General features: G+C 67.2%; 12 protein-coding genes. 7 read left to right on the forward strand and 5 right to left on the reverse strand.

The features are described from left to right. Positions 1 to 26: 26 nt before the first annotated feature. The 5 genes from galA to ABDV78_RS09515 all read right to left on the reverse strand — a co-directional run bounded on the left by galA (position 27) and on the right by ABDV78_RS09515 (position 6,705). Complete coding sequence (gene galA / locus ABDV78_RS09495) at positions 27 to 2,930, reverse strand: beta-galactosidase GalA (RefSeq protein WP_343527149.1); 2,904 nt, start codon at positions 2,928 to 2,930, stop codon at positions 27 to 29. After that, positions 2,927 to 4,066, reverse strand: a complete 1,140-nt coding sequence (gene nagA, locus ABDV78_RS09500) for an N-acetylglucosamine-6-phosphate deacetylase (RefSeq protein ID WP_343527150.1) — start codon at positions 4,064 to 4,066, stop codon at positions 2,927 to 2,929. The genes galA and nagA overlap by 4 nt, the downstream gene beginning before the upstream one ends. Next, complete coding sequence (locus tag ABDV78_RS09505) at positions 4,063 to 5,103, reverse strand: SIS domain-containing protein (RefSeq protein ID WP_343527151.1); 1,041 nt, start codon at positions 5,101 to 5,103, stop codon at positions 4,063 to 4,065. The genes nagA and ABDV78_RS09505 overlap by 4 nt, the downstream gene beginning before the upstream one ends. After that, complete coding sequence (locus ABDV78_RS09510) at positions 5,096 to 5,833, reverse strand: GntR family transcriptional regulator (RefSeq protein WP_343527191.1); 738 nt, start codon at positions 5,831 to 5,833, stop codon at positions 5,096 to 5,098. Before ABDV78_RS09510 ends, ABDV78_RS09505 begins: the two co-directional genes overlap by 8 nt. A 116-nt stretch (positions 5,834 to 5,949) precedes the next feature. Beyond that, positions 5,950 to 6,705, reverse strand: a complete 756-nt coding sequence (locus ABDV78_RS09515) for a copper homeostasis protein CutC (protein WP_343527152.1) — start codon at positions 6,703 to 6,705, stop codon at positions 5,950 to 5,952. A gap of 513 nt (positions 6,706 to 7,218) precedes the next feature. Here ABDV78_RS09515 and ABDV78_RS09520 point away from each other — a divergent pair. The 7 genes from ABDV78_RS09520 to ABDV78_RS09550 all read left to right on the forward strand — a co-directional run bounded on the left by ABDV78_RS09520 (position 7,219) and on the right by ABDV78_RS09550 (position 20,176). Next, the gene (locus ABDV78_RS09520; RefSeq protein ID WP_343527153.1) at positions 7,219 to 8,103 is read left to right on the forward strand and encodes a UDP-2,3-diacylglucosamine diphosphatase; all 885 of its coding nucleotides are present in this window, start codon (positions 7,219 to 7,221) and stop codon (positions 8,101 to 8,103) included. 21 nt (positions 8,104 to 8,124) lie between these two features. After that, on the forward strand, positions 8,125 to 9,153 hold the full coding sequence (locus ABDV78_RS09525) for a glycosyltransferase family 1 protein (protein WP_343527154.1): 1,029 nt from the start codon (positions 8,125 to 8,127) through the stop codon (positions 9,151 to 9,153). A gap of 229 nt (positions 9,154 to 9,382) precedes the next feature. Further along, entirely contained in the window at positions 9,383 to 11,014 is a 1,632-nt protein-coding gene (locus ABDV78_RS09530) for a Na+/H+ antiporter (RefSeq protein WP_343527155.1), read from the forward strand. A gap of 333 nt (positions 11,015 to 11,347) precedes the next feature. Further along, positions 11,348 to 13,933 (forward strand): glycoside hydrolase family 2 protein, encoded by a 2,586-nt coding sequence (locus ABDV78_RS09535; protein ID WP_343527156.1) that lies wholly within the window; start codon positions 11,348 to 11,350, stop codon positions 13,931 to 13,933. Beyond that, entirely contained in the window at positions 13,930 to 16,446 is a 2,517-nt protein-coding gene (locus ABDV78_RS09540; protein WP_343527157.1) for a glycoside hydrolase family 3 N-terminal domain-containing protein, read from the forward strand. The genes ABDV78_RS09535 and ABDV78_RS09540 overlap by 4 nt, the downstream gene beginning before the upstream one ends. A gap of 20 nt (positions 16,447 to 16,466) precedes the next feature. Next, positions 16,467 to 17,867, forward strand: a complete 1,401-nt coding sequence (locus ABDV78_RS09545) for a glycoside hydrolase family 125 protein (protein ID WP_343527192.1) — start codon at positions 16,467 to 16,469, stop codon at positions 17,865 to 17,867. Continuing rightward, on the forward strand, positions 17,864 to 20,176 hold the full coding sequence (locus ABDV78_RS09550; RefSeq protein ID WP_343527158.1) for a GH92 family glycosyl hydrolase: 2,313 nt from the start codon (positions 17,864 to 17,866) through the stop codon (positions 20,174 to 20,176). The genes ABDV78_RS09545 and ABDV78_RS09550 overlap by 4 nt, the downstream gene beginning before the upstream one ends. Positions 20,177 to 20,183: the final 7 nt, after the last annotated feature.

A 20,183-nucleotide genomic window follows, 5' to 3' on the forward strand; every position in this document is an offset into this window, starting at 1 on the left:
TCATGAGGATGACCCGACCCGCCGCGTCAGCGCGGGCGGATCGTCACCCGGCCCAACAGGCCGCTTTCGATATTGCCCATGCCCGCCACGATCAGCACGATCGTCCGCGCCGCGCCTTCGGCCGGCAGGGTCGCTGTCATCGGGGCGGGCCTGGGATCGCGCTTCTCGGCCACCAAGCGGCCATCGATCCACAGGCTGGCCATGCCGCCCACCGACGCGAAGCTCAGCTCACCGCCACGAGATGCCACCGCCCGGCGCGGGGTCACGACGCTGCGATAGACGCGCCAGCCCGGCGCCTCTGCCGGGGTCGCGGTCCCCGCCCGGACAAAGGCCCAGCCGTTATTGTCGCTGGCGGCAGGTGCCAGATCGGGTTCGGGCCGGGCATCGAGCCGGGGTGAACGGCGCCAGTCGCGCACGTCCATGTCCCCCGCCATCACCGGCACCTGCGGGCGCGGGGTCACGCCAAGACGGTCGAGGCGCAGCGTCGCGGGCTTCAGGCCATCGGCGGTGGCGCGGATGGTGATCCGCCCGCGCCCCGTGTCCGGCCGCACGATCATCTGGGCAAGGCCGTTGAACAGCGAGCGCTGGCCACCCTTTTCGGACTCGTGGCAATTGGGATCGCCATTGCCGACGCCGATGATCTCGCCCCCCTCGATCGTGAAGCGGGTCATCAGATTGGCGGTCGGGACATGACGCCCCTGCGCATCGACGGCATCGATGGTGATCGCCTGCGCATCCTCGCTATCGCCCGCCATCACGGTGCGCGCGGGCGTCAGGCGCAGCGCGACGGCCGCGCCGACCGTCTCATGTGCAGCACGCGCGACCTCGCGGCCCCCACGATAGGCAATCGCCTCGATCCGGCCGGGTGCATAGGGTATGGTCCATTCATTGCCCATCAGCCGGTCGACCACCGCCTCGCCCACCGTCTTGCCGTTCAGGCGAAGGACGACGCGCTCGGCATTGGACAGGACCATGACCTTGGTCGGCTGCCCCTCGCGGCCCGGCCAGCTCCAGTGCGGCGCGATCGCCACCACCGGCTGGTCATCGACCCAGGCGGCGCGGTGGATGTCGAAGGCGGTCTTGGGAAAGCCGCACAGGTCCATGATGCCGAAGAAGCTGGCGATGGTCGGCCATTCATAGGGCGTAGGCTCGCCATGATAGTCGAAGCCGGTCCAGACGAAGCCGCCCGCCACAAAGGGGCGCTCGGCGATCTTCTTCCAGGCGCCGCGATGCGTATCGCCCCAGCTTGCCGCCTCGACATCATAGCTCGACGCGATGTGCCGGGCCGGATCGGTGTGGAACGCCCCGCGCGTCATGAAAGCGCTGGTATCCTCCGAACTGGTCATCGGCTTGGCCGGGTTCAGCTGGTGATAGCGGTCGTAATCGCCCTGATAATAGTTGAACCCGGTCACATCGACGACCTGCGCGACATTGACCGGATCGAAGAACGCGCCGTTCATCGCGGCGGTCACCGGGCGGCTGTCGTCCAGCGCACGCACCCAATGCGCCATGCGCTTGACCATCTCCACGCCCGAAGGGGTGCCCTGCATCGGTTCCTCGTTGAAGACCGACCACAGGATGACCGACGGGTGATTACGGTCGCGCCGGACCAGCCATTCGAGCTGCACACGATATTCCGGCGCGGGATTGAACTGCCGGTTCTCGTTCATGACCAGCAGGCCCAGCCGATCGCACCAGTCGAGCAGTTCGGGCGTCGGCGCATTGTGGCTGGATCGCACGGCGTTGCAGCCCATCGCCTTCAGCCGCTCCAGCCGCCAGCCGATCAGCGCGTCGGGAAGGGCCGTGCCCACGCCCGCATGATCCTGATGCAGGCAGACACCCTTCAGCTTGACGGGCCGGTCGTTGAGGAAAAAACCCTGGGCCGCATCAAAGCGCAGGGTGCGAAAGCCGATCGGCACACGGCGTTCATCCACCACCAGCCCCGCGCGAAGCAACCGGACCTGCACGCTATACAGTGTCGGCCGCTCGACCGACCAGAGCATCGGATCGGCCACGGCCAGGTCGAGCGAGGCCGTGCCTTCGTCCAGCGCCGGCACGGTCGCCGCCGCCTGGCCCTGTGCCACCACCTTGCCCCCGCCGTCGAGCAGCCGGGCTTCGACCGTCACGCTGCTGTCGGTGGACGCGATGCTGGTCAGGGTTGCGGTGATCGGGACATGCCAGCCGCCCTCGCCCTTGCGCGGATCGCAGTGGATGCCGTCGGTCGCGATCGACACGGGGGCATAATCGCCCAGCCAGACATGGCGGTAGAGCCCCGCGCCCTCATACCACCAGCCCTCCATCGCATCGGCATCGACGCGGACCGCGACCACATTCGCCTCGTCCCCGAAGCGGGCGAACGGGGTCAGATCGATACGAACGGCGTTGTAGCCGGAGAAATTGTGCGAAACGACGCTGCCATTGACCCAGACGGTCGCGTAGGTCGCGATCCCGCCGAACTCCAATTCGATCCGCCGTCCGCACAGGGCGGGGTCCAGCCGGAAGCTGCGCCGATACCAGCCGATCCCGCGCGGGCGATAGCCTTGCGCGACATTGGCGGTCTTCACGAAAGGCTGGAAGGATGCCCAGTCATGCGGCAGGTCGACGCTCTGCCAGTCACTATCGTCATAACCGACCGCCGCTGCGCCGCGCGCATTGCCCGCCTTGACCGACAGATAGGTCGCATTGTGGGTGTCGAGCGCGGCGGGTTCGACATCCCCCTCATGGAACAGCCAGCCGCGATCCATCAGCACCCGGGCGACGTCCTGCACCGGCAGCGCGGCGGGAAGCCGATCGGTCGGCGCGGGCATGGGCAGCGCCCCCGCCCCGTCCGCCGGACGACGTTCCGCCGCGAAGACCGGCATGGGCGCAGCAGCACCCGCCAGCCCGACCACCGCACCGCCCAGCAGCAGATCGCGCCGGGCAACCGTCATGCCGCGACCGGCTCGGCCGTCGCGATGCGGGTTTCGACGGGCTTCAGCGCGGCGTCCAGCACCACCCAGTCGGCGCGCAGGCCCACGCCCAGCGCGCCGCGCTCGTGGCTCAGGCCCAGGAACGCCGCCGGGTTCGTCGCCGCCATGGCAGCAGCCCGGTCGACGGTAATGCGCAACTGCTCGACCGCGTTGGCGACCGCCGAGCCCATATCGAGGTCGGAGCCCGCCAGCGTGCCATCGGCATAGGTGCACTTGCCACCCGACACATCGATATGGCGGCCGTGGAGAACGAAATCCTTCTCCACTGCGCCCACCGACGACATCGCATCGGTGACCAGCATCAGCCGGTCGAACGGCCGCGCCTTGAGGGCCAGGCGCAGCATCGGCGCCGCGACATGGAAACCGTCGATGATCAGCCCCGACCAGGGCCGCGCGTCATCCAGCGTCGCCCCCGCCAGGCCGGGCACGCGCTGCTGCATGGCGGGCATCGCGTTGAACAAATGGGTGATGCCGACCAGACCCACGTCGAACGCCGCCATCGCCTGCTCATAGCTTGCTTCGCTATGCCCGGCGCTCACCAGCACACCCGCCTCGACAAGCCGCCGGATCGTCGCCACCGGCACGCGTTCGGGCGCGATGGTCAGCATGACCTTGCCGCGACGCGGACGGGTCAGGACGGCGACCATCTCGTCATCCAGATCGCGGAAGCGCGCCGGATCGTGAATGCCCTTGCGCGCCGGGTTGAGTACCGGCCCCTCGACATGGATGCCGACGATGCCGGGCACATTCGCCTCGATCGCCTCGTCGATCGCGTCGAGTGCGCGGGCGATCTTGTCCGGCGTCTCGCTGACCAGGGTCGGCAACATCGCGGTGGTGCCATAAACGGCATGGGCCGCCGCCATGGTCGCGATGCCGTCCACGTCCAGACGGTCGTTGAACAACACGCCGCCACCGCCATTGACCTGCGTGTCGATATAGCCGGGGACCACCCAGCCGCCGTTCAGGTCGATGGTCTCCCCCGAACCCTCGACCGCGCCGATCGAAGCGATCCGATCGCCCTGCACCACGATCTCCGCACCCGGCAGAACCCCGGTCGAGGTCGCGACATGGCCGTTGACGAAACGGAAACGGGTCATAGCGTGCGGGTCACTTTCTGAAGATGCGGCGGCGAGTCAGGGTCCATGCCACGGGCGAGCGCCAGCGCCTCGACCATGCGGTAGAAGCTGGCGAGCATCGCGATCGGCTCAAGCGCGGGATGCCCGGCGACCATGGGCAGCGCCCCGCCCTGTCCCGCGACGAACGGCCTGGCGCCGCGCGCCTCGAACTGGTCGGCGACCGCCTTCACATCCTCGCCCGCCACGTCCGAGGTGGCGAAGCCCAGCACCGAATAGCCGGGCTCGACGATGCGCATCGGGCCGTGGCGTACTTCGGCGGCGCTGAACGGCTCGGCCTGGATCGAACAGGTTTCCTTGAGCTTGAGCGCGGCTTCCTGCGCGACGCCGTAGCCATAACCGCGGCCCAGCACGAACATCTGGCTGAGGTCGCGCAGTCCCTCGACCGCCGGGGACCAGTCGAGCGACAGCGCCTGCGCCACCTGATCGGGCAGGCCGGTCAGCGCCGACTCCAACGCCTCGTCCCCCGCCCAGGCGGCGGCGAGCTGCGCCAGACCGGCAAGCGCGGTCAGGCAGGACTTGGTGGCGGCGACGGCCTTTTCCGGCCCCGCCGACAGCGGCAGGAAGGTATCGGCGCCGGTTGCCAGCGGCGATTCCTCGTCATTGACCAGCGCGACGATATGCGCGCCGCCCGCCCGGTACGCCTCGACCGTCGCCAGCAGGTCCGGGCTGCGCCCCGACTGCGAAATGGCGATGACCAGCGCGCCCTTCACCTTCATCGGCGTCTCGAAGATCGACGCGACCGACGGGGCGGCCGACGACACCGGGATGCCGGTCTTGGTCTCCAGGATATATTTGCCATAGGTCGCGGCATGATCCGACGACCCACGGGCGATGGTGATGATCACCGGCGGCGGGACGGCACGCAGCCGCTCGGCCAGCGCCCTGACGGTCGGCGCATTACGCGCCAGCAGCCGGGCGATCGCCTCCGGCGCCTCCCCCGCTTCCGCTCCCATCAGGGTGCCGGCACCCGCACGACCGGCAGTCATCACTTCAGACATCCGTTAACTCCGCGACGAAATCATAGGCATCGCCGCGATAGAAGGACTGGGTATATTCCACCGCCCGTCCATCGCGTAGAAATCCGCGCCGCTCGATCAACAGGCCGGCATGGCCCGGATCGACGTTCAGCATCTTGGCATGGTCCGCCCCGAACGGAACGGCGCGCAGCCGTTGCAGCGCGCGCACCGGCCGGTTGCCCGCCCGCTCCAGCGCGGCATAGAGCGACCGGTCCACCGCCTCGACCGAGGGAAGCGCGAAACCGGCGATGGTCGAAACCTCGATCGCCATCGGCACCTCGTCGGCAAAGCGCACGCGTTGGAACCGATAGACCGGCGCGCCGGGCGACAGCCCCAGCGACAGCGCCTCCTCGGGCGTCACGGTGCCGGGGGCGCGACTGACCCACTGGCTGCTCGGCGTGCGACCACGCGCGATCATGTCCTCGGAGAAGGAGGAAAGTTTGGAAAAGCTCTTCTCGACACGCCCCGCGACAAAGGTGCCCGCACCCCGCCTGCGGGTCAGCAGCCCCTCTTCGACCAGCCCGCCAATCGCCTTGCGCACCGTGATCCGCGACACGTCATATTCGATCGCCAGATCACGTTCGGCGGGGATCGCATCATCCTCGGCCAGCACATTGCCCGTGATCGCATCACGCAGCAGTTGCTGTAGCTGAAGATACAGAGGCGCGGGATTTCCCTTTCGGAAGGAGCCGACCTGCGCCGAGAATGTCATGGACGTGCCATCCCCCTTTGCCTGGGCGCCGCTCATGCCACGCCCCGCTTCGCAGAAAGGCTTATCGCAGCGTACCCAATGGGGCAATAGGTATTATATTTGGCATACATTGGATTTTATATCCTCTCTATGACTTGACGAATCTCTGCAATCCTCTGCGCGCTGGTCCGGCGCCTGGGCCCGGTCGCGAACCCCATCGTCGAGATGCGCGAATCCCCCCAATCCTCGCGAACACTCGCCGATGCGTGCACCGCATCCACACCAGTCCGCGCGATCAGCGCCGCCGCATTGGCGGCCGACACGCCCGAGCCCGCGATGATCGCAAGCCGCCCGTCCGCTGCCGCGACCATATCGGCAATCATCGAAGCCCCCTGCTCGGCGGTGCTCGCCCCACCAGAGGTCAGGATGTGGTCATAGCCCAGCGAAACCGCCAAACGGACCGCCTCGACCGGATCGGCCACCAGATCGATGGCGCGGTGAAGCACGATCGCGACTCCCGCCGCGGCTTCTCGCCATGTCGCGAGCACCGCCGCGTCCAGCATGCGCTCGTCGGCCATCGCGCCGACCACGACACCGGCCACGCCCATCGCGACCATCCGGCGAATTTCGTCGGTTGCGAGCGCGATATCGCGGGCCTGGTATCGGAAATCGCCGTCACGCGGCCGCACCATTGCATGCACGGGAATGCCCGAGCGCACGGCCTCGGCCACCAACGCCGCCGATGGGGTCAAGCCGCCGAGCGCCAGCGCCCCGCACAATTCGATCCGATCCGCCCCGGCCGATACCGCCGCCGCCACACCGTCCGCATCGTCGACACAGATTTCCAGAAGCGCCCGTCCATCGCGCCCCTGCGCCGTCGCGGTCATCATCATCCCCTTATGCGAGCCTGTCCCCGGGCCCCGCCTCCAACAGACCGCCCCCTCCACCAAGAGCAGACCAGAACCCCGCCATTTAAGCAACAATATCGATGATGCGCCAGCCCGACAGACACGGGATGGTCCCATGATGAAGAGGCTTCGATTTCATCGAAACAAGACCAATGTTACATTTGTTACAATTTGGTTTTCCACGAAAAGACGCGTCGATGGGATGCGTTCCGATCCGCGACATCCAGGCACCAAACGGCCCAGGGGCCGCTCCTCCCCGCCCCTGCAACGAAGCGGCCGGCGACCGTCCGATTATCTTTTACAGGGGTGACCCGCCTCTTGTCCGGCGTCCCGCCACGCCTTTCCTGGCAGCATTCGTCCCGGCACAAGATCAGTGCATCTGTCATGCCGGATGACTTCGACCCGTCATCAAATTGCTGCAAGCCTGTCACCGATCTGCGACGCGGACGTCACAGATGACAGGCATGATATGCCCAACGCCAAGCGTGGGGAACGCCGATGCCGATGACCAGCATTCCGATCGATGGCTCGCTGCACGAGGACGCCGCGATCCTGGACTTCGTACCGCGAGCCCCCGTCATCCCCGAACCCGAAGGCATTGAGCGCCGCCGCTATCGCACCATCTGGATTTCCGACGTCCATCTCGGCACGCGCGGCTGCAATGCGGAAATGCTGATCGACTTTCTGGATCATGTCGACAGCGAGACCATGTATCTGGTCGGCGACATGATCGACGGCTGGCGGCTGAAGAAGAAATTCTACTGGCCCGCCGCGCACAACGACGTGGTGTGGCGCCTCCTGAAGCGCGCCCGACGCGGCACGCGCGTCGTCTATATCCCCGGCAATCACGACGAGATCTTCCGCCAGTTCACCGGCATGGACTTTGGCGGCATCGCCATCTGCCGCAAGGCGATCCATGAGACGGCGGACGGCCGCCGCCTGCTGATCCTGCATGGCGACGAGTTCGACGCGATCACGCTGGCGCATCGCTGGCTCGCCCATGTCGGCGACTTCGCCTATACCGCGCTGATGGAGGTCAATCGCTGGGTCAATATCGTCCGGCGGTGGATGAAGCGGCCCTATTGGTCGCTGTCCAAGCATGCCAAGGCCAAGGTCAAGAACGCCGTCGCCTTCATCTCGCATTTCGAGGAAGTCGTCGCCCATGCGGCGGGCGCGCGCGGCGTCGACGGGGTGGTGTGCGGCCATATCCACACAGCGGAAATCCGCGACATCGGCGGCGTCACCTATTATAATGACGGCGACTGGGTGGAGGGCTGCACCGCGCTGGTCGAGCATTTCGACGGCACGATGGAAATCCTGCACTGGGGCGATGAGATGGAGGCGCGCCGTCAACGGCCCGCCATCGACGCCATCGCCGCCTGACGACGGGAAGGGCCACACCGCATGCGCATCGCGATCGTGACCGACGCCTGGTCGCCGCAGGTCAACGGCGTGGTCCGCACCCTGCAATCGGTCGCGACCGAGTTGCGAGCGATGGGGCATGACCTGTGCATCGTTTCGCCCGATCGCTATGCCTCGATCCCATGCCCCACCTATCCCGAAATCCGGCTGGCGCTGCCGGCGCCGGGGGTGGTCGGCCGGACGCTCGGCGCATTCCTGCCGGACGCCGTCCACATCGCGACCGAAGGGCCGCTGGGCCTGCTTGCGCGGCGCTGGTGCCTGACGCGGGGATTGCCGTTCACCACCGCCTATCACACCCAGTTCCCCGAATATGTCGCCGCCCGGATCAAGGCGGTCAGCCCGGAATTCGTCTGGCGCTATGTCCGCTGGTTCCATGCGCCGTCCGCCGCGATCCTGGCGTCGACGCCCAGCGTGGCGGCAACGCTGGCCGCGCATGGTCTGCCACAAAGCCGCCATTGGGGGCGCGGCGTCGATACCGGGCTGTTCCGCGCCGAGGGGCCACGCGACGCCTTCCTCTCCGGCCTGCCCGGCCCGGTCCAACTCTATGCGGGACGAGTCGCGGTGGAGAAGAACATCGCCGCCTTCCTGGCGACCCGCACGGCGGGCACCAAGGTCGTGGTCGGCGACGGTCCGGCGCGAGCCGCCCTGGCCGAACACTATCCAGAGGTCCATTTCCTGGGCGCGAAGTTCGGGGAGGATCTGGCCGCGATCTATCGCTCCGCCGATGTCTTCGTCTTTCCCAGCCGGACCGATACCTTCGGACTGGTGATGATCGAGGCGCTCGCCTGCGGCACGCCGGTCGCCGCCTATCCCGTGCAGGGGCCCATCGACGTGCTCTCGCCCGAAGTCGGCGTGATGAACGCGGCGCTCGACACGGCGATCACGGATGCGCTGATGCTCGATCGCGAAACCTGCGCGACCTATGGCCAGGGCTTTTCGTGGCGAGCCAGCGCCGAGCAGTTCCTGGCCGCCCTCGCGCCGATCCCGCGGGATATGAAGATCGCCGCGTAGCGCCATCCGCCCCGTATCGACGAGGACGTATCGGCCAGGACGTACCGGAAGGGAATTGCGGATCCGCCCCGCTTGATCCCGCAAAACCCCGTTTAACGGGTTGAACCATCCTTGCCCCGCATGTCATTCATCGGGTTCGCGCGATTCGTCTTCGTCTCGCTCATCTGCCGGTCATGCCGTCCGTCGGTCGCCATGGCCACTCCAACCGCTGAACCCGAAAGGTCCCCGATTGGACGTCATCACGCTCAGCCTTTTCCTCCTCCTCGCCGTGGTGTTGAGCGGCATCGTCTCGCGCATGCTGCCCTCGGCCTTGCCACGCCCCCTGGTCCAGATCGCGCTAGGGGCGGTGATCGGCGGGATCGCACAGATCCGGGTCGAGTTGGACCCGGAAATCTTCTTCCTGCTCTTCGTGCCGCCTCTGCTGTTCCTCGACGGCTGGCGCATTCCGAAGGACGAGTTGTTCCGTGACGCGAGCGCGATCCTGGGGCTGGCGCTGGGGCTCGTGTTCCTCACGGTCCTGGGCATGGGACTGTTCATCCACTGGATGATCCCCGCCATGCCCTATGCGGTCGCCTTCGCACTCGCCGCGGTCGTCTCGCCGACCGACCCGATCGCGGTGTCGGCGATCGCGCAAAAGGCGCCGATCCCCAAACGGATGATGCACATCCTGGAGGGCGAATCGCTGCTCAACGACGCCTCGGGTCTGGTCTGCCTGCGCTTTGCGGTGGCGGCCGCGCTGACCGGCACCTTCTCGCTCGCCGGGGCCGGTCTGACCTTTGCCTGGATGGCGATTTCGGGAGTCGGGCTGGGCGTCGCGATCGCATGGGGCACGATCAGCGCCAAGGGGCTGTTCGCCCGCCGCTTCGGCGACGATAGCGGATCGAACATCCTGGTCAGCCTGCTGATCCCCTTTGCCGCCTATCTGGTCGCCGAACATGTCGAAAGCTCCGGCGTGCTGGCGGCGGCGGCGGCGGGCATCGCCATGTCGTTCACCAACGTCTCCTCGGGGGCCAAGGCCGCGACCCGCATCCGGCGACAGGCGGTGTGGGACATGCTGCAATTCACGCTGAACGGTATCATCTTCGTGCTGCTGGGCGAACAGCTTCCACAGGTGTTCGCGGGCGCGCGCGACACGGTGATGCTGACTGGTCACGCCTCGGTCTGGTGGCTGGGGCTATATGTGCTGGCGATCGTCGCCGGGCTGGCGGCATTGCGCTTCGCCTGGACCTGGGTCGCGTTGCGCCTGACCCTGTTTCGCCAGCGCCATGCGCCCGACCGGGCGAGCGCGCCGCGCCGGGTGATCACCGCCATGTCGGTGGCGGGGGCACGCGGTGCGATCACCCTGGCGGGCGCGCTGACCCTGCCGCTGACGCTGACCGACGGCACGCCTTTCCCGGCACGCGATCTGGTGATCTTCCTGGCCTGTGGCGTCATCCTGTCGACGCTGATCATCGCCAGCCTGACTTTGCCGCTGCTGCTGCGCGGACTCGCCCTGCCCAGCGAGGACGGGATCAGCGAGCTGGATCGCACCCGCGTCGCCGCCGCCAAGGCGGCCATCGCCGAGCTGGAACGATTCCAGCATGAGATGGCCGAAGGGCGCGAGGATGCCGACCAATATGTCGAGATCGCGTCCCGCCTGATGGACGGCTATCGCAGCCGGATCGACACGCTGGAGGGCGATGACGATCCCGATGCCCGTCGCCTGGAGGAGATCGAGCGCAGGATGCGGCTGGCCGCGATCCGGGCCGAGCGGCGCGTGGTGTTCGAACTGCTCAATGCCCGCGCGATCGGATCAGAAACGGCCCAGCGGCTGGGGCGCGAACTCGACCTGATCGATACCCGCCTGTCGGCCCAAAGCTGAAGCCGATTGCCTTTCGCGCGGGGCCGCGGCCTCGCGCATGACGCCCCAATCGGTTGCAGCGCCGCCACCGGCGCCGGAACCGCAAGAAGGGGGTGGACGCCTACCCTCCACCCATGCATGATACCAAAACATATCATGAGAATACCGGCGCACAACCTGCCAGCCGGTATCGGGGGGATCGCACATGGCGCAGAACGGCCTGACAGCAAGGGACTTTCCTCCCGGCCCCGGCGCGCGTCCCGCCCCCATTCCGACCGGGTTTCGGTATCCTTCCATTTGCCGCGCCGCGCCGTTCCCGGCGTCCGCGACGGCGCAGCCATCGGGAACATCGTCATGAAACATCGCCTCGGCCTGATCCTGGCCGCGCTCGCCTTGCCGGTTCCCGTCTTCGCCGCGCCCAAGACGGTGGCGACGCTCGATCGCTGGCAGGTGCGGATCGACCCCAGGGATGCCGAGGCCGCGCGCACGCATCCGCAGGCGGCGACCTGGCTGACCGCCTCCGTGCCGGGCAGCGTGCAGCAGGACCTGATCGCCGCGAAGATCGTGCCCGACCCCTATAAGGGTGCGAATGAGGCGGCGATCCAATGGGCGGGGCTGACCGGATGGCAATATCGCACGACGTTGGACGTCACGCCGGAGATGCTGCGCCGCGATCATCTCGACCTGGTGTTCGACGGGCTCGACACCTTCGCGACGGTGACGGTGAACGGGCAGGCGCTATTGTCCGCCGACAATGCGCATCGCCGCTGGCGCGCCGACGCCAAGCCCTTGCTCAAGGCCGGGGCGAACGAGGTGGTCGTCACCTTCACCTCGCCGATCAAGACGCTCCAGCCGATGGTGCTGGCCGAGAAGAATCCGCTGCCCGGCGAATATGACTCCTCCTATGGCGACGAGCCCAAGGGCGTTCAGACCTCGCCCTATATCCGCAAACCCAAATACCAATATGGCTGGGACTGGGCGCCGCGCATCGTCGACATCGGTATCTGGCGCCCGGCCCGGCTGGAGGCATGGGACGCCGCGCGCATCGACAATCTGCGCATCGAGCTGGAAGCGCTGACCGATGCCGAGGCGCGCATCCTCGCCCGCGCTTCCGTGATCGCCGACCGCGTGCAGACCGGCCGAGTGGATGTGACCGTCACCGGCCCCGATGGCCGCCGAATCCGCGTCAGGCGCGACGTGGCGCTGCAAGCCGGCGAGAATGACGTGGTCGTCCCCGTCTCGATCACCAGGCCGCAGCGCTGGCAGCCGATCGGCCATGGCGCGCATCCGCTCTACACCGTCGCGGCGACACTGGCGGGGGTGGACAGCGTCCAGAAGCGCGCCGGCCTGCGCACCGTCGAACTGGTGCGCAAGGACGGCAGCTTCGGGCTGAAGATCAACGGCAACATCATTTTCGCCAAGGGCAGCAACGTCATCCCCTTCGACGCCTTCCCCGCCCGCGTCGCCGCCGCGACCGAGCGGCAGATGCTGGAAAAGGCGGCAAAGGCCAACATGAACATGGTCCGCGTCTGGGGCGGCGGTTATTATCCCGAACACAGCTTCTACGACGCGGCGGACGAGTTGGGCCTGATGGTCTGGCAGGACTTCATGTTCGGCGGTGCCGTGACGCCGCCCGATGCGAAGTTCCGCGAGAATGTCCGCATCGAGGCCGAGGAACAGGTCGCGCGGCTGCAATCGCACCCCTCGCTCGTCATCTGGGCAGGCAATAACGAGGTGCTGTCGGGCTGGGAAAACTGGTCGGATCGCAAGGCGTTCAAGAAGGCGGTCGGGCCCGACGAGCAGGAACGGATCGGCACCGGCATGGCGGTGCTGTTCGACCGCGTGCTGCGCGAGGCGGTGACGAAGAATTCGCCGGGCACCCCCTATTGGCCGGGTTCCCCCTCGACCGATTATGAGGCGCCGACGGATACCGACAAGAATGGCGACCGCCATTTCTGGGACGTATGGTCGGGCTCCAAGCCGATCGAGCGCTATACGGATAGCTGCCCGCGCTTCATGTCCGAATATGGCTTCCAGGCCTTTCCCGACCTGTCGACCATCGCGACCTTTGCCGATCCGGCGGACTTCCGCATCGACAGCCCGGTGATGAAGGCGCACCAGAAGTTCCTCAGCGGCGAAGGCAATGACCGCATCACCTTCTACCTGAAGCAATATTATCGCGAGCCGCGCGACTTCGCCGATCTGGTCTATCTGTCCCAGGCGATGCAGGCCCGCGCCATCGGGTTGGCCGCACGGCACCACCGCGCCTGCCGCCCGGTGACTTTGGGGTCGCTCTACTGGCAGCTCAACGATAGCTGGCCCGCGATCAGCTGGTCGAGCATCGACTGGACGGGCCATGACAAGATGCTCCAGCACGAGGCGCGACGCTTTTTCGCACCCCAGACCATCGTGGCGGAGACGAAGCCCGGCGCGACGCGGATCGCGCTGGTATCCGACGCCACGAAGCCGAAGCCGCTCGGCTGGCGCGTCACCGGCTACGCCATGGACGGCCGCAAGCTGGGTTCGCAGTCGGGCAGCGTGACCATGGCCGCCGCCTCGGCGAGCGATGTCGCGATGATCCCCGACACCGCGCTCTTCGCCGGTGCCGCGCCCGAGAGCAGCTATGCGGTGGCCGAGCTGTTCGACGGCGAGCACGTGATCGCCCGCCAGATCGTCGAGCGGAAAGTGCCGCGCGACATGGCTTATCCGGCTCCCGGCATCACCGCGCGCTGGGCGGGCAAGCAACTGACGCTGGCCGCGCGCAACCTCGCGCGGCAGGTCCAGGTCAATTTCGGCACCACCGCCGCCGAGCCGTCCGACGATGGCTTCGACCTGTTGCCCGGCGAGAGCATCACGCTCACCATCCAGAGCGACGCGGACGCCGCCACCCTGGCGCGCGAGCTCAAAATCTACACCCTCGGTCCGAAGGACGCCCAGTGATCCCCTTCCTCCTCCTCGCCGCCGCCGGTCAGGCCGCCGCCCCTGCTCTGCCCGACGCCGCGCAGAAGCTGACCATCGCGCAGAAGGCCGCGCAGCTCGTCAACGAGGCCCCGGCCGAGCCCGCGCTCGACCTGCCCGCCTATGACTGGTGGAGCGAGGGGCTGCATGGCATCGCGCGCAACGGGCCGTCGACTGTCTTTCCGCAGGCGATGGGCATGGCCGCGACCTGGGATCCCGCACTGATCCAGAAGGTCGGCGATGTCGTCGCCACCGAGGCACGCGCCAAGTTCAACAGCCAGCCGCTGAACGCCGATCGCGGCCTGTATCAGGGCCTGACCATCTGGTCGCCCAACATCAACATCTTCCGCGATCCGCGCTGGGGCCGGGGCCAGGAAACCTATGGCGAAGACCCCTATCTCACCAGCCGCATCGGCATCGCCTTCGTGCGCGGTCTGCAAGGCCCCGACCTGAAGCACCCGAAGGTCATCGCCACCGTCAAGCATATGGCGGTCCATTCGGGCCCCGAGGGTGGGCGCGACAGCTTCGACGTGATGGTGTCCCCGCGCGATCTGGAGGCGACCTACCTCCCCGCCTTCCGCGCCACCGTGACGGAGGGCAAGGCGCTTTCGCTGATGTGCGCCTACAACGCGATCCATGGCACGCCGGTCTGCGCCAGTCCGATGCTGCTGACCCAGCGGTTGCGGACCGACTGGGGCTTTAACGGGTTGGTCGTGTCGGACTGCGACGCGGTCGGCAATATCTGGATGTTCCACCACGCCGAGCCCGACGCGCCCGCGGCAGCCGCGGCGGCGTTGCGCGCGGGCACCGACCTGAACTGCGGCAAGGCCTATCTCTCGCTTCCGCAGGCGGTGACGCGCGGCCTGATCACGGAGGGCGAGATCGACACCGCGCTGGCCCGTGCGCTGGCGGTCCGCCGGATGCTGACGGTCGACAGCCCCTGGAACCGGATCAAGCCGAGCCAGCTCGGCACCGCCGCCAATCGCGCATTGGCGCTGGAGACCGCGCGCAAGGGCATCATCCTGCTCGACAATCCGGGCGACCTGCTGCCGCTCAAGGGCAAGACGCTGGCCGTATTCGGCGCCAATGCCGATGACCTGGGCGTGCTGGAGGGCAATTACCACGGTACCGCGATCAATCCGGTTACGCCGCTGGAGGGTATCCGCGCCAAGTTCGGCCGCGATATCCGCTATGCGCAGGGATCGGTGCTGGCCGAAGGAGCATTCGTGAACGTGCCCGAAACCGCGCTGTCGGCGAACGGCAAGACCGGCCTGGCCGTCGAGACGATGGGCGCGAACGGCCAATGGAGCGCCGCCGGTCAGGACCGCCGCATCGACTTCAACTATACCAAGACCGCACCCTTCCAGCGCCGCTGGACCGGCACACTGACCCCGCCGGGGCCTGGCCAGTATCGCCTGCGGCTCGACGGCCCGGCCTGCTGGCACGCCTGCCCCGCGCATGACGCGGTGAAGCTGTACATCGACGACCAGCTCGTCATCGACGACGTGATCGGCGGCAAGACGCTGGAAACCACGATCGACGGCAGTGCCTCGCGCCGCATCCGCGTGGAGATCGACCACAAGGGCGGTGACGAAGGCTTCCGCCTGCAATGGCTGCCCCCCGCCGAGGCGCTGACCGCCGAGGCGTTGAAGGTCGCCGGGACCGCCGATGTGCTGGTCGCGGTGGTCGGCCTGTCACCCGATCTGGAGGGCGAGGCGCTGGGCGTATCCGTCCCCGGCTTCGCAGGGGGCGACCGCACCGACATCGTATTGCCCGAGATGCAGCGCAAGCTGCTCGCCGCGCTCCAGGCGACCGGCAAGCCGGTGGTCGCGGTCGTCGTCTCGGGCTCGGCGGTATCGCTGGGTGATATCAAGCCCGCCGCGACGCTGGCGGCCTTCTATCCCGGCGCCGAGGGCGGCACCGCGCTGGCCGAGATCCTGGCCGGTGACGTGAACCCGTCGGGCCGCCTGCCGGTAACCATCTACCAGTCGACCGCCGATCTGCCTGCCTTTGCCGATTACGGCATGAAGGAGCGCACCTATCGCTACTTCACCGGCAAGCCCGCCTGGGGCTTCGGCCATGGGCTCAGCTACACCAAGTTCGATTATGGCCAGCCGACCGTGACGGCCAGCGTCGCGGCGGGCCAGCCGGTCGAGGTCGCGGTGCAGTTGCGCAATATCGGCCAGCGCAGCGGCGAGGAGGTCACGCAGGCCTATCTGGTCCCGCCCGCGACCGATGAAAAGCTGGTCCTGACCGACCCCGTGCTGCAACGCCAGTTGGTCGGCTTTACGCGTGTGCCGCTCAAGCCCGGCCAGGCGGGAACGGCGCGCTTCACCATCGATCCGCGCATGATGAGCCAGGTGTGGCGCGACGGCACCCGCCGCATCCTGCCGGGCACGTACAAGCTCTATATCGGCGGCGGCCAGCCGGGTGACGGCGCGGGTCAGTGGACCCAGTTCACCGTGACCGGCAGTGCCCAGGACCTGCCGAAGTGACGCCCAACCGACGCCAGCTCATGGCGGGGGCCGCCGCCCTTGCCGCCACCCCCGCCTTTGCCGCCACCCCCGCCTTCGTCAGCAAGCGTCCGGCGGTCGCCGACCGTCGCTTCGTGTCGAAGGCGGTCGAGACCGAGATCACCCGCATCTCGAAAATGATCGCCGATCCTGAACTCCGCTGGATGTTCGGGAATTGCTATCCTAACACGCTGGACACCACCGTCCTGTCGCTCGGCGAGGTGAACGGCAAGCCGGACGCCTTCGTCATTACCGGCGACATTCCGTGCCTGTGGCTGCGGGACTCGGCGGCACAGTTGCGGCCTTACTTGCATCTGGTGAAGCGCGATCCGGCGCTCGGGCGGCTGTTCCGGGGACTGATCGGGCGGCAGGCTCGGTCGATCCTGATCGACCCTTATGCAAATGCCTTCATGCAGGACCCGAACGCCAAGACAAACCTGAGCTGGGCGCTGAAGGACGATACCGAGATGAAGCCGGGCGTCGCCGAGCGGAAGTGGGAGATCGACTCGCTCTGCTACGCGATCCGGCTCGCTTACGGCTATTGGCGCGAGACGGGCGACGTGACGCCGTTCGATGCGGAATGGAAAGCCTCGGCACGGGCGATCGTGAAGACCTTCCGCGAGCAGCAGCGCAAGGACGGCCTGGGCCCCTATCGCTTCCGCCGGTCCGCGCCCGAGCCGACCGAGACGCTCTATCGCGGATACGGCCTGCCGACGCGTCCCAATGGGCTGATCCATTCGGGTTTCCGTCCCTCGGACGATGCGTGTCTCTACGAGCAGTTCATCCCCGCCAACCTGTTCGCGATGACGACCCTGCGCGAACTGGCCGCACTGGCGAACGCGGTCGGCGAGCCCGCGCTGGCGCAAGACGCGACCACACTCGCCGCCGAGGTCGAGGCCGCGCTCCGGCAGCATGGCACCATGACATTGCCCGGCGGGCAGACGGTCTGGGCCTATGAGGTCGATGGCTATGGCAATGCAGTCTTCATGGACGACGCCAATGTGCCGTCGCTCTCGGGGCTTGCCTATCTCGCTTGCGTCAACCCGGCTGATCCGCTGTGGCAGCGGACGGTCGCGGCGTGCTGGAGCAAGGACAATCCCTGGTATTTCGAGGGGCAGGCGATCAGCGGCATCGGCGGCCCCCATACCGGGCCGGATCAGGTCTGGCCCATGTCGGTCATCACCCGTGCGCTCACCTCAACCGACCCGACATTGCTGCGCGACAGCCTGACGATGATCCGACGCTCGCACGGGCATACCGGCTTCATTCACGAAGGGGTCGATATCGACGATCCCACCAAATTCACGCGCGACTGGTTCGCCTGGGCCAATGGGTTGTTCGGCGAACTGATCGTCCATGTCGCGGCGACCCGGCCGCAGGTTTTGCGGGAGACGTTCGCATGATTTTGACCCGCCGCTCGCTCCTCGCCGGGACCGCACTCGCCACCTTGCCGATTGGTGAGCTTGCCGCTCGCGTCGACACCCCGCCCGTTCTGCCGAACCTGTTCATCGGGACGGGCGGCGACGGCCATACCTATCCGGGCGCGGTCATGCCCTTCGGCATGGTGCAGCTCAGCCCCGATACCGATGTCGAGCGCTGGGACACCTGCTCGGGCTATCACCACGGCGACAGCTCGATCATGGGGTTCAGCCACACCCATCTGTCAGGCACCGGCATCGGCGACATGCTCGACGTGCTGGTGGTGCCGACGCGCGGGGATCTGAAGCTGGTGCCGGGTCCGCTGTCGGACCCGGATGCGGGTTATCGCCAGCGTTATTCGGACGAGCACGCCACGCCGGGTTATTACCGGGTGAAGCTGGAGTCCGGCGTGCTGGCCGAACTGACCGTGACCGAGCGGACCGGCTGGCACCGCTATACATACCCGAAGGGGCCGGGCCATGTTCTGGTCGACCTGTCGCATCTGGTTCTCGACAAAAGCGACGAGAAACCGCTCATCACCGATGCCGAGATCACTGTCGAACCTGATGGTACCATCACCGGCACGCGGCGCGTGTTCCGCTGGGCCAAGGGGCGGCGCATCTTCTTCGCGATGCAGCTATCGAAGAAACCGGCCCGCATCCAGCTTTACGGCGATGGGGATGCCCCGGCGAACGGAACCGCCGTCAAAGGCAACCGTCTGAAGACCGCCCTGTTCTTTGACGAACTGGGCGATGCGCCGCTGCTGATCCGCTGCGGCATCTCGGCGGTCGATGTGGCGGGCGCGAAGGCGAACCTGGCCGCCGAGGCGAAGCACTGGGATTTCGACCGCACCCGCCGCGCCGCAATGGAGCGCTGGTCTCGGGTGAATTCCGGCATCCGTGTCGAGGGCGGCACCATCGACCAGCAGGTCATCATGGCCTCCGCCAATTACCATACGCTGATCGCACCCACGCTCTTTTCGGACGTGGACGGTCGTTATGTCGGGCTCGACGGGCAGGTCCATAGGCTTCCCGCCGGGCAATTCGCCTACAGCACCTATTCGACATGGGACACGTACCGCGCGCTGCATCCCTGGCTGATCCTGACCCAGCCGGAGCAGGCCAGAAAGCTGATCGAGGACGTGATCCGCCAGACCCGGCAGAGCGCCTATGGCCCGCCGGTCTGGACGCTCCAGGGCAAGGAGACCGGCATCATGATCGGCTGGCACGGCACGCCGATCATGGCCGAGGCGATGGTGAAGGGCATTCCCGCCGACTATGCCGCCGCCTGGCCGGGCATCGCCAAGCGCAGCTTCGACTTCACCGCGCCCGATCTGGACAACTCCAAGGGCCGCGACCTGTACGACGCGAAGGGCTATGTCCCCGCCGACATCTGGTTCGAGAGCGTCAGCCGGACGCAGGAATATGCCTATGACGACTGGGCCGCGTCGCACATCGCGCGACGGGCGGGCAAGACCGCCGAGGCCGACCGGCTGCTCAAGCGCTCGGGCAACTGGCGCAACGTCATCGACCCGTCGATCGGTTTCGCCCGCCCCCGCTTCAACGACGGGAGCTGGTGGAAGGATTACGACCCCATCCAGCTCGGCCATATGCCCAAGCCCTGGTGGCGCGACTATACCGAGGCCAATGGCTGGCAGGCGACGTTCCTGAACCAGCATGACGTGTACGGCCTGATCCGCCACATGGGCGGAGACGCGAAGTTCGAGGCCAGGCTGGACGAGTTGTTTTCCGCGCCCTCGACCCTGCCCAAGAACGCGCCGCCGGACATTTCGGGTCTGGTCGGCCAATATGCGCATGGCAACGAGCCTGACCAGCACGCCGCCTATCTCTATGCCTATGTCGGCGCGCCGTGGAAGACGCAGAGGATGGTCCGCCGCCTGCTGACCGAGATGTACAAGAACGCGCCCGACGGCATCATCGGCAATGACGATTGCGGCCAGATGAGCGCGTGGTTCCTGTTCTCGGCGCTCGGCTTCTATCCGGTCGATCCGGTCAGCGGTGCCTATGTGTTCGGTGGCCCGCTGTTCGACCGGGCGCAGGTCTCACTGGGCGATGGTCGGTCGCTGACCGTGGAGGCAAAGGGCAATGGCCCTGGCGCGCCCTATGTCCAGTCGGTGACATGGAACGGCCGCCCCTGGACAAGGAGCTGGATCGACCATGCCACCCTTTCCAAGGGCGGCACCCTGTCCTTCACCATGGGCGCACGGCCCAATCCCGCCTTTGGCCGCGATCCGAAGGACCGTCCGCCCTCCTTCGACCACAAGCCTGCCTGATCCCTCC

This window comes from Sphingomonas sp., from assembly GCF_039594485.1.
GTDB lineage: Bacteria > Pseudomonadota > Alphaproteobacteria > Sphingomonadales > Sphingomonadaceae > Sphingomonas.

What these genes read in the sequence shown, in the direction of transcription:
- ABDV78_RS09520 (WP_343527153.1), top strand. Translation starts at nt 7,219, where the DNA reads ATGCCGATGACCAGCATTCCGATCGATGGCTCGCTGCACGAGGACGCC.
- ABDV78_RS09535 (WP_343527156.1), top strand. Translation starts at nt 11,348, where the DNA reads ATGAAACATCGCCTCGGCCTGATCCTGGCCGCGCTCGCCTTGCCGGTT.
- ABDV78_RS09525 (WP_343527154.1), top strand. Translation starts at nt 8,125, where the DNA reads ATGCGCATCGCGATCGTGACCGACGCCTGGTCGCCGCAGGTCAACGGC.
- ABDV78_RS09550 (WP_343527158.1), top strand. Translation starts at nt 17,864, where the DNA reads ATGATTTTGACCCGCCGCTCGCTCCTCGCCGGGACCGCACTCGCCACC.
- ABDV78_RS09545 (WP_343527192.1), top strand. Translation starts at nt 16,467, where the DNA reads ATGGCGGGGGCCGCCGCCCTTGCCGCCACCCCCGCCTTTGCCGCCACC.
- ABDV78_RS09515 (WP_343527152.1), bottom strand. Translation starts at nt 6,705, where the DNA reads ATGATGATGACCGCGACGGCGCAGGGGCGCGATGGACGGGCGCTTCTG.
- nagA (WP_343527150.1), bottom strand. Translation starts at nt 4,066, where the DNA reads ATGACCCGTTTCCGTTTCGTCAACGGCCATGTCGCGACCTCGACCGGG.
- ABDV78_RS09510 (WP_343527191.1), bottom strand. Translation starts at nt 5,833, where the DNA reads ATGACATTCTCGGCGCAGGTCGGCTCCTTCCGAAAGGGAAATCCCGCG.
- ABDV78_RS09505 (WP_343527151.1), bottom strand. Translation starts at nt 5,103, where the DNA reads ATGTCTGAAGTGATGACTGCCGGTCGTGCGGGTGCCGGCACCCTGATG.
- galA (WP_343527149.1), bottom strand. Translation starts at nt 2,930, where the DNA reads ATGACGGTTGCCCGGCGCGATCTGCTGCTGGGCGGTGCGGTGGTCGGG.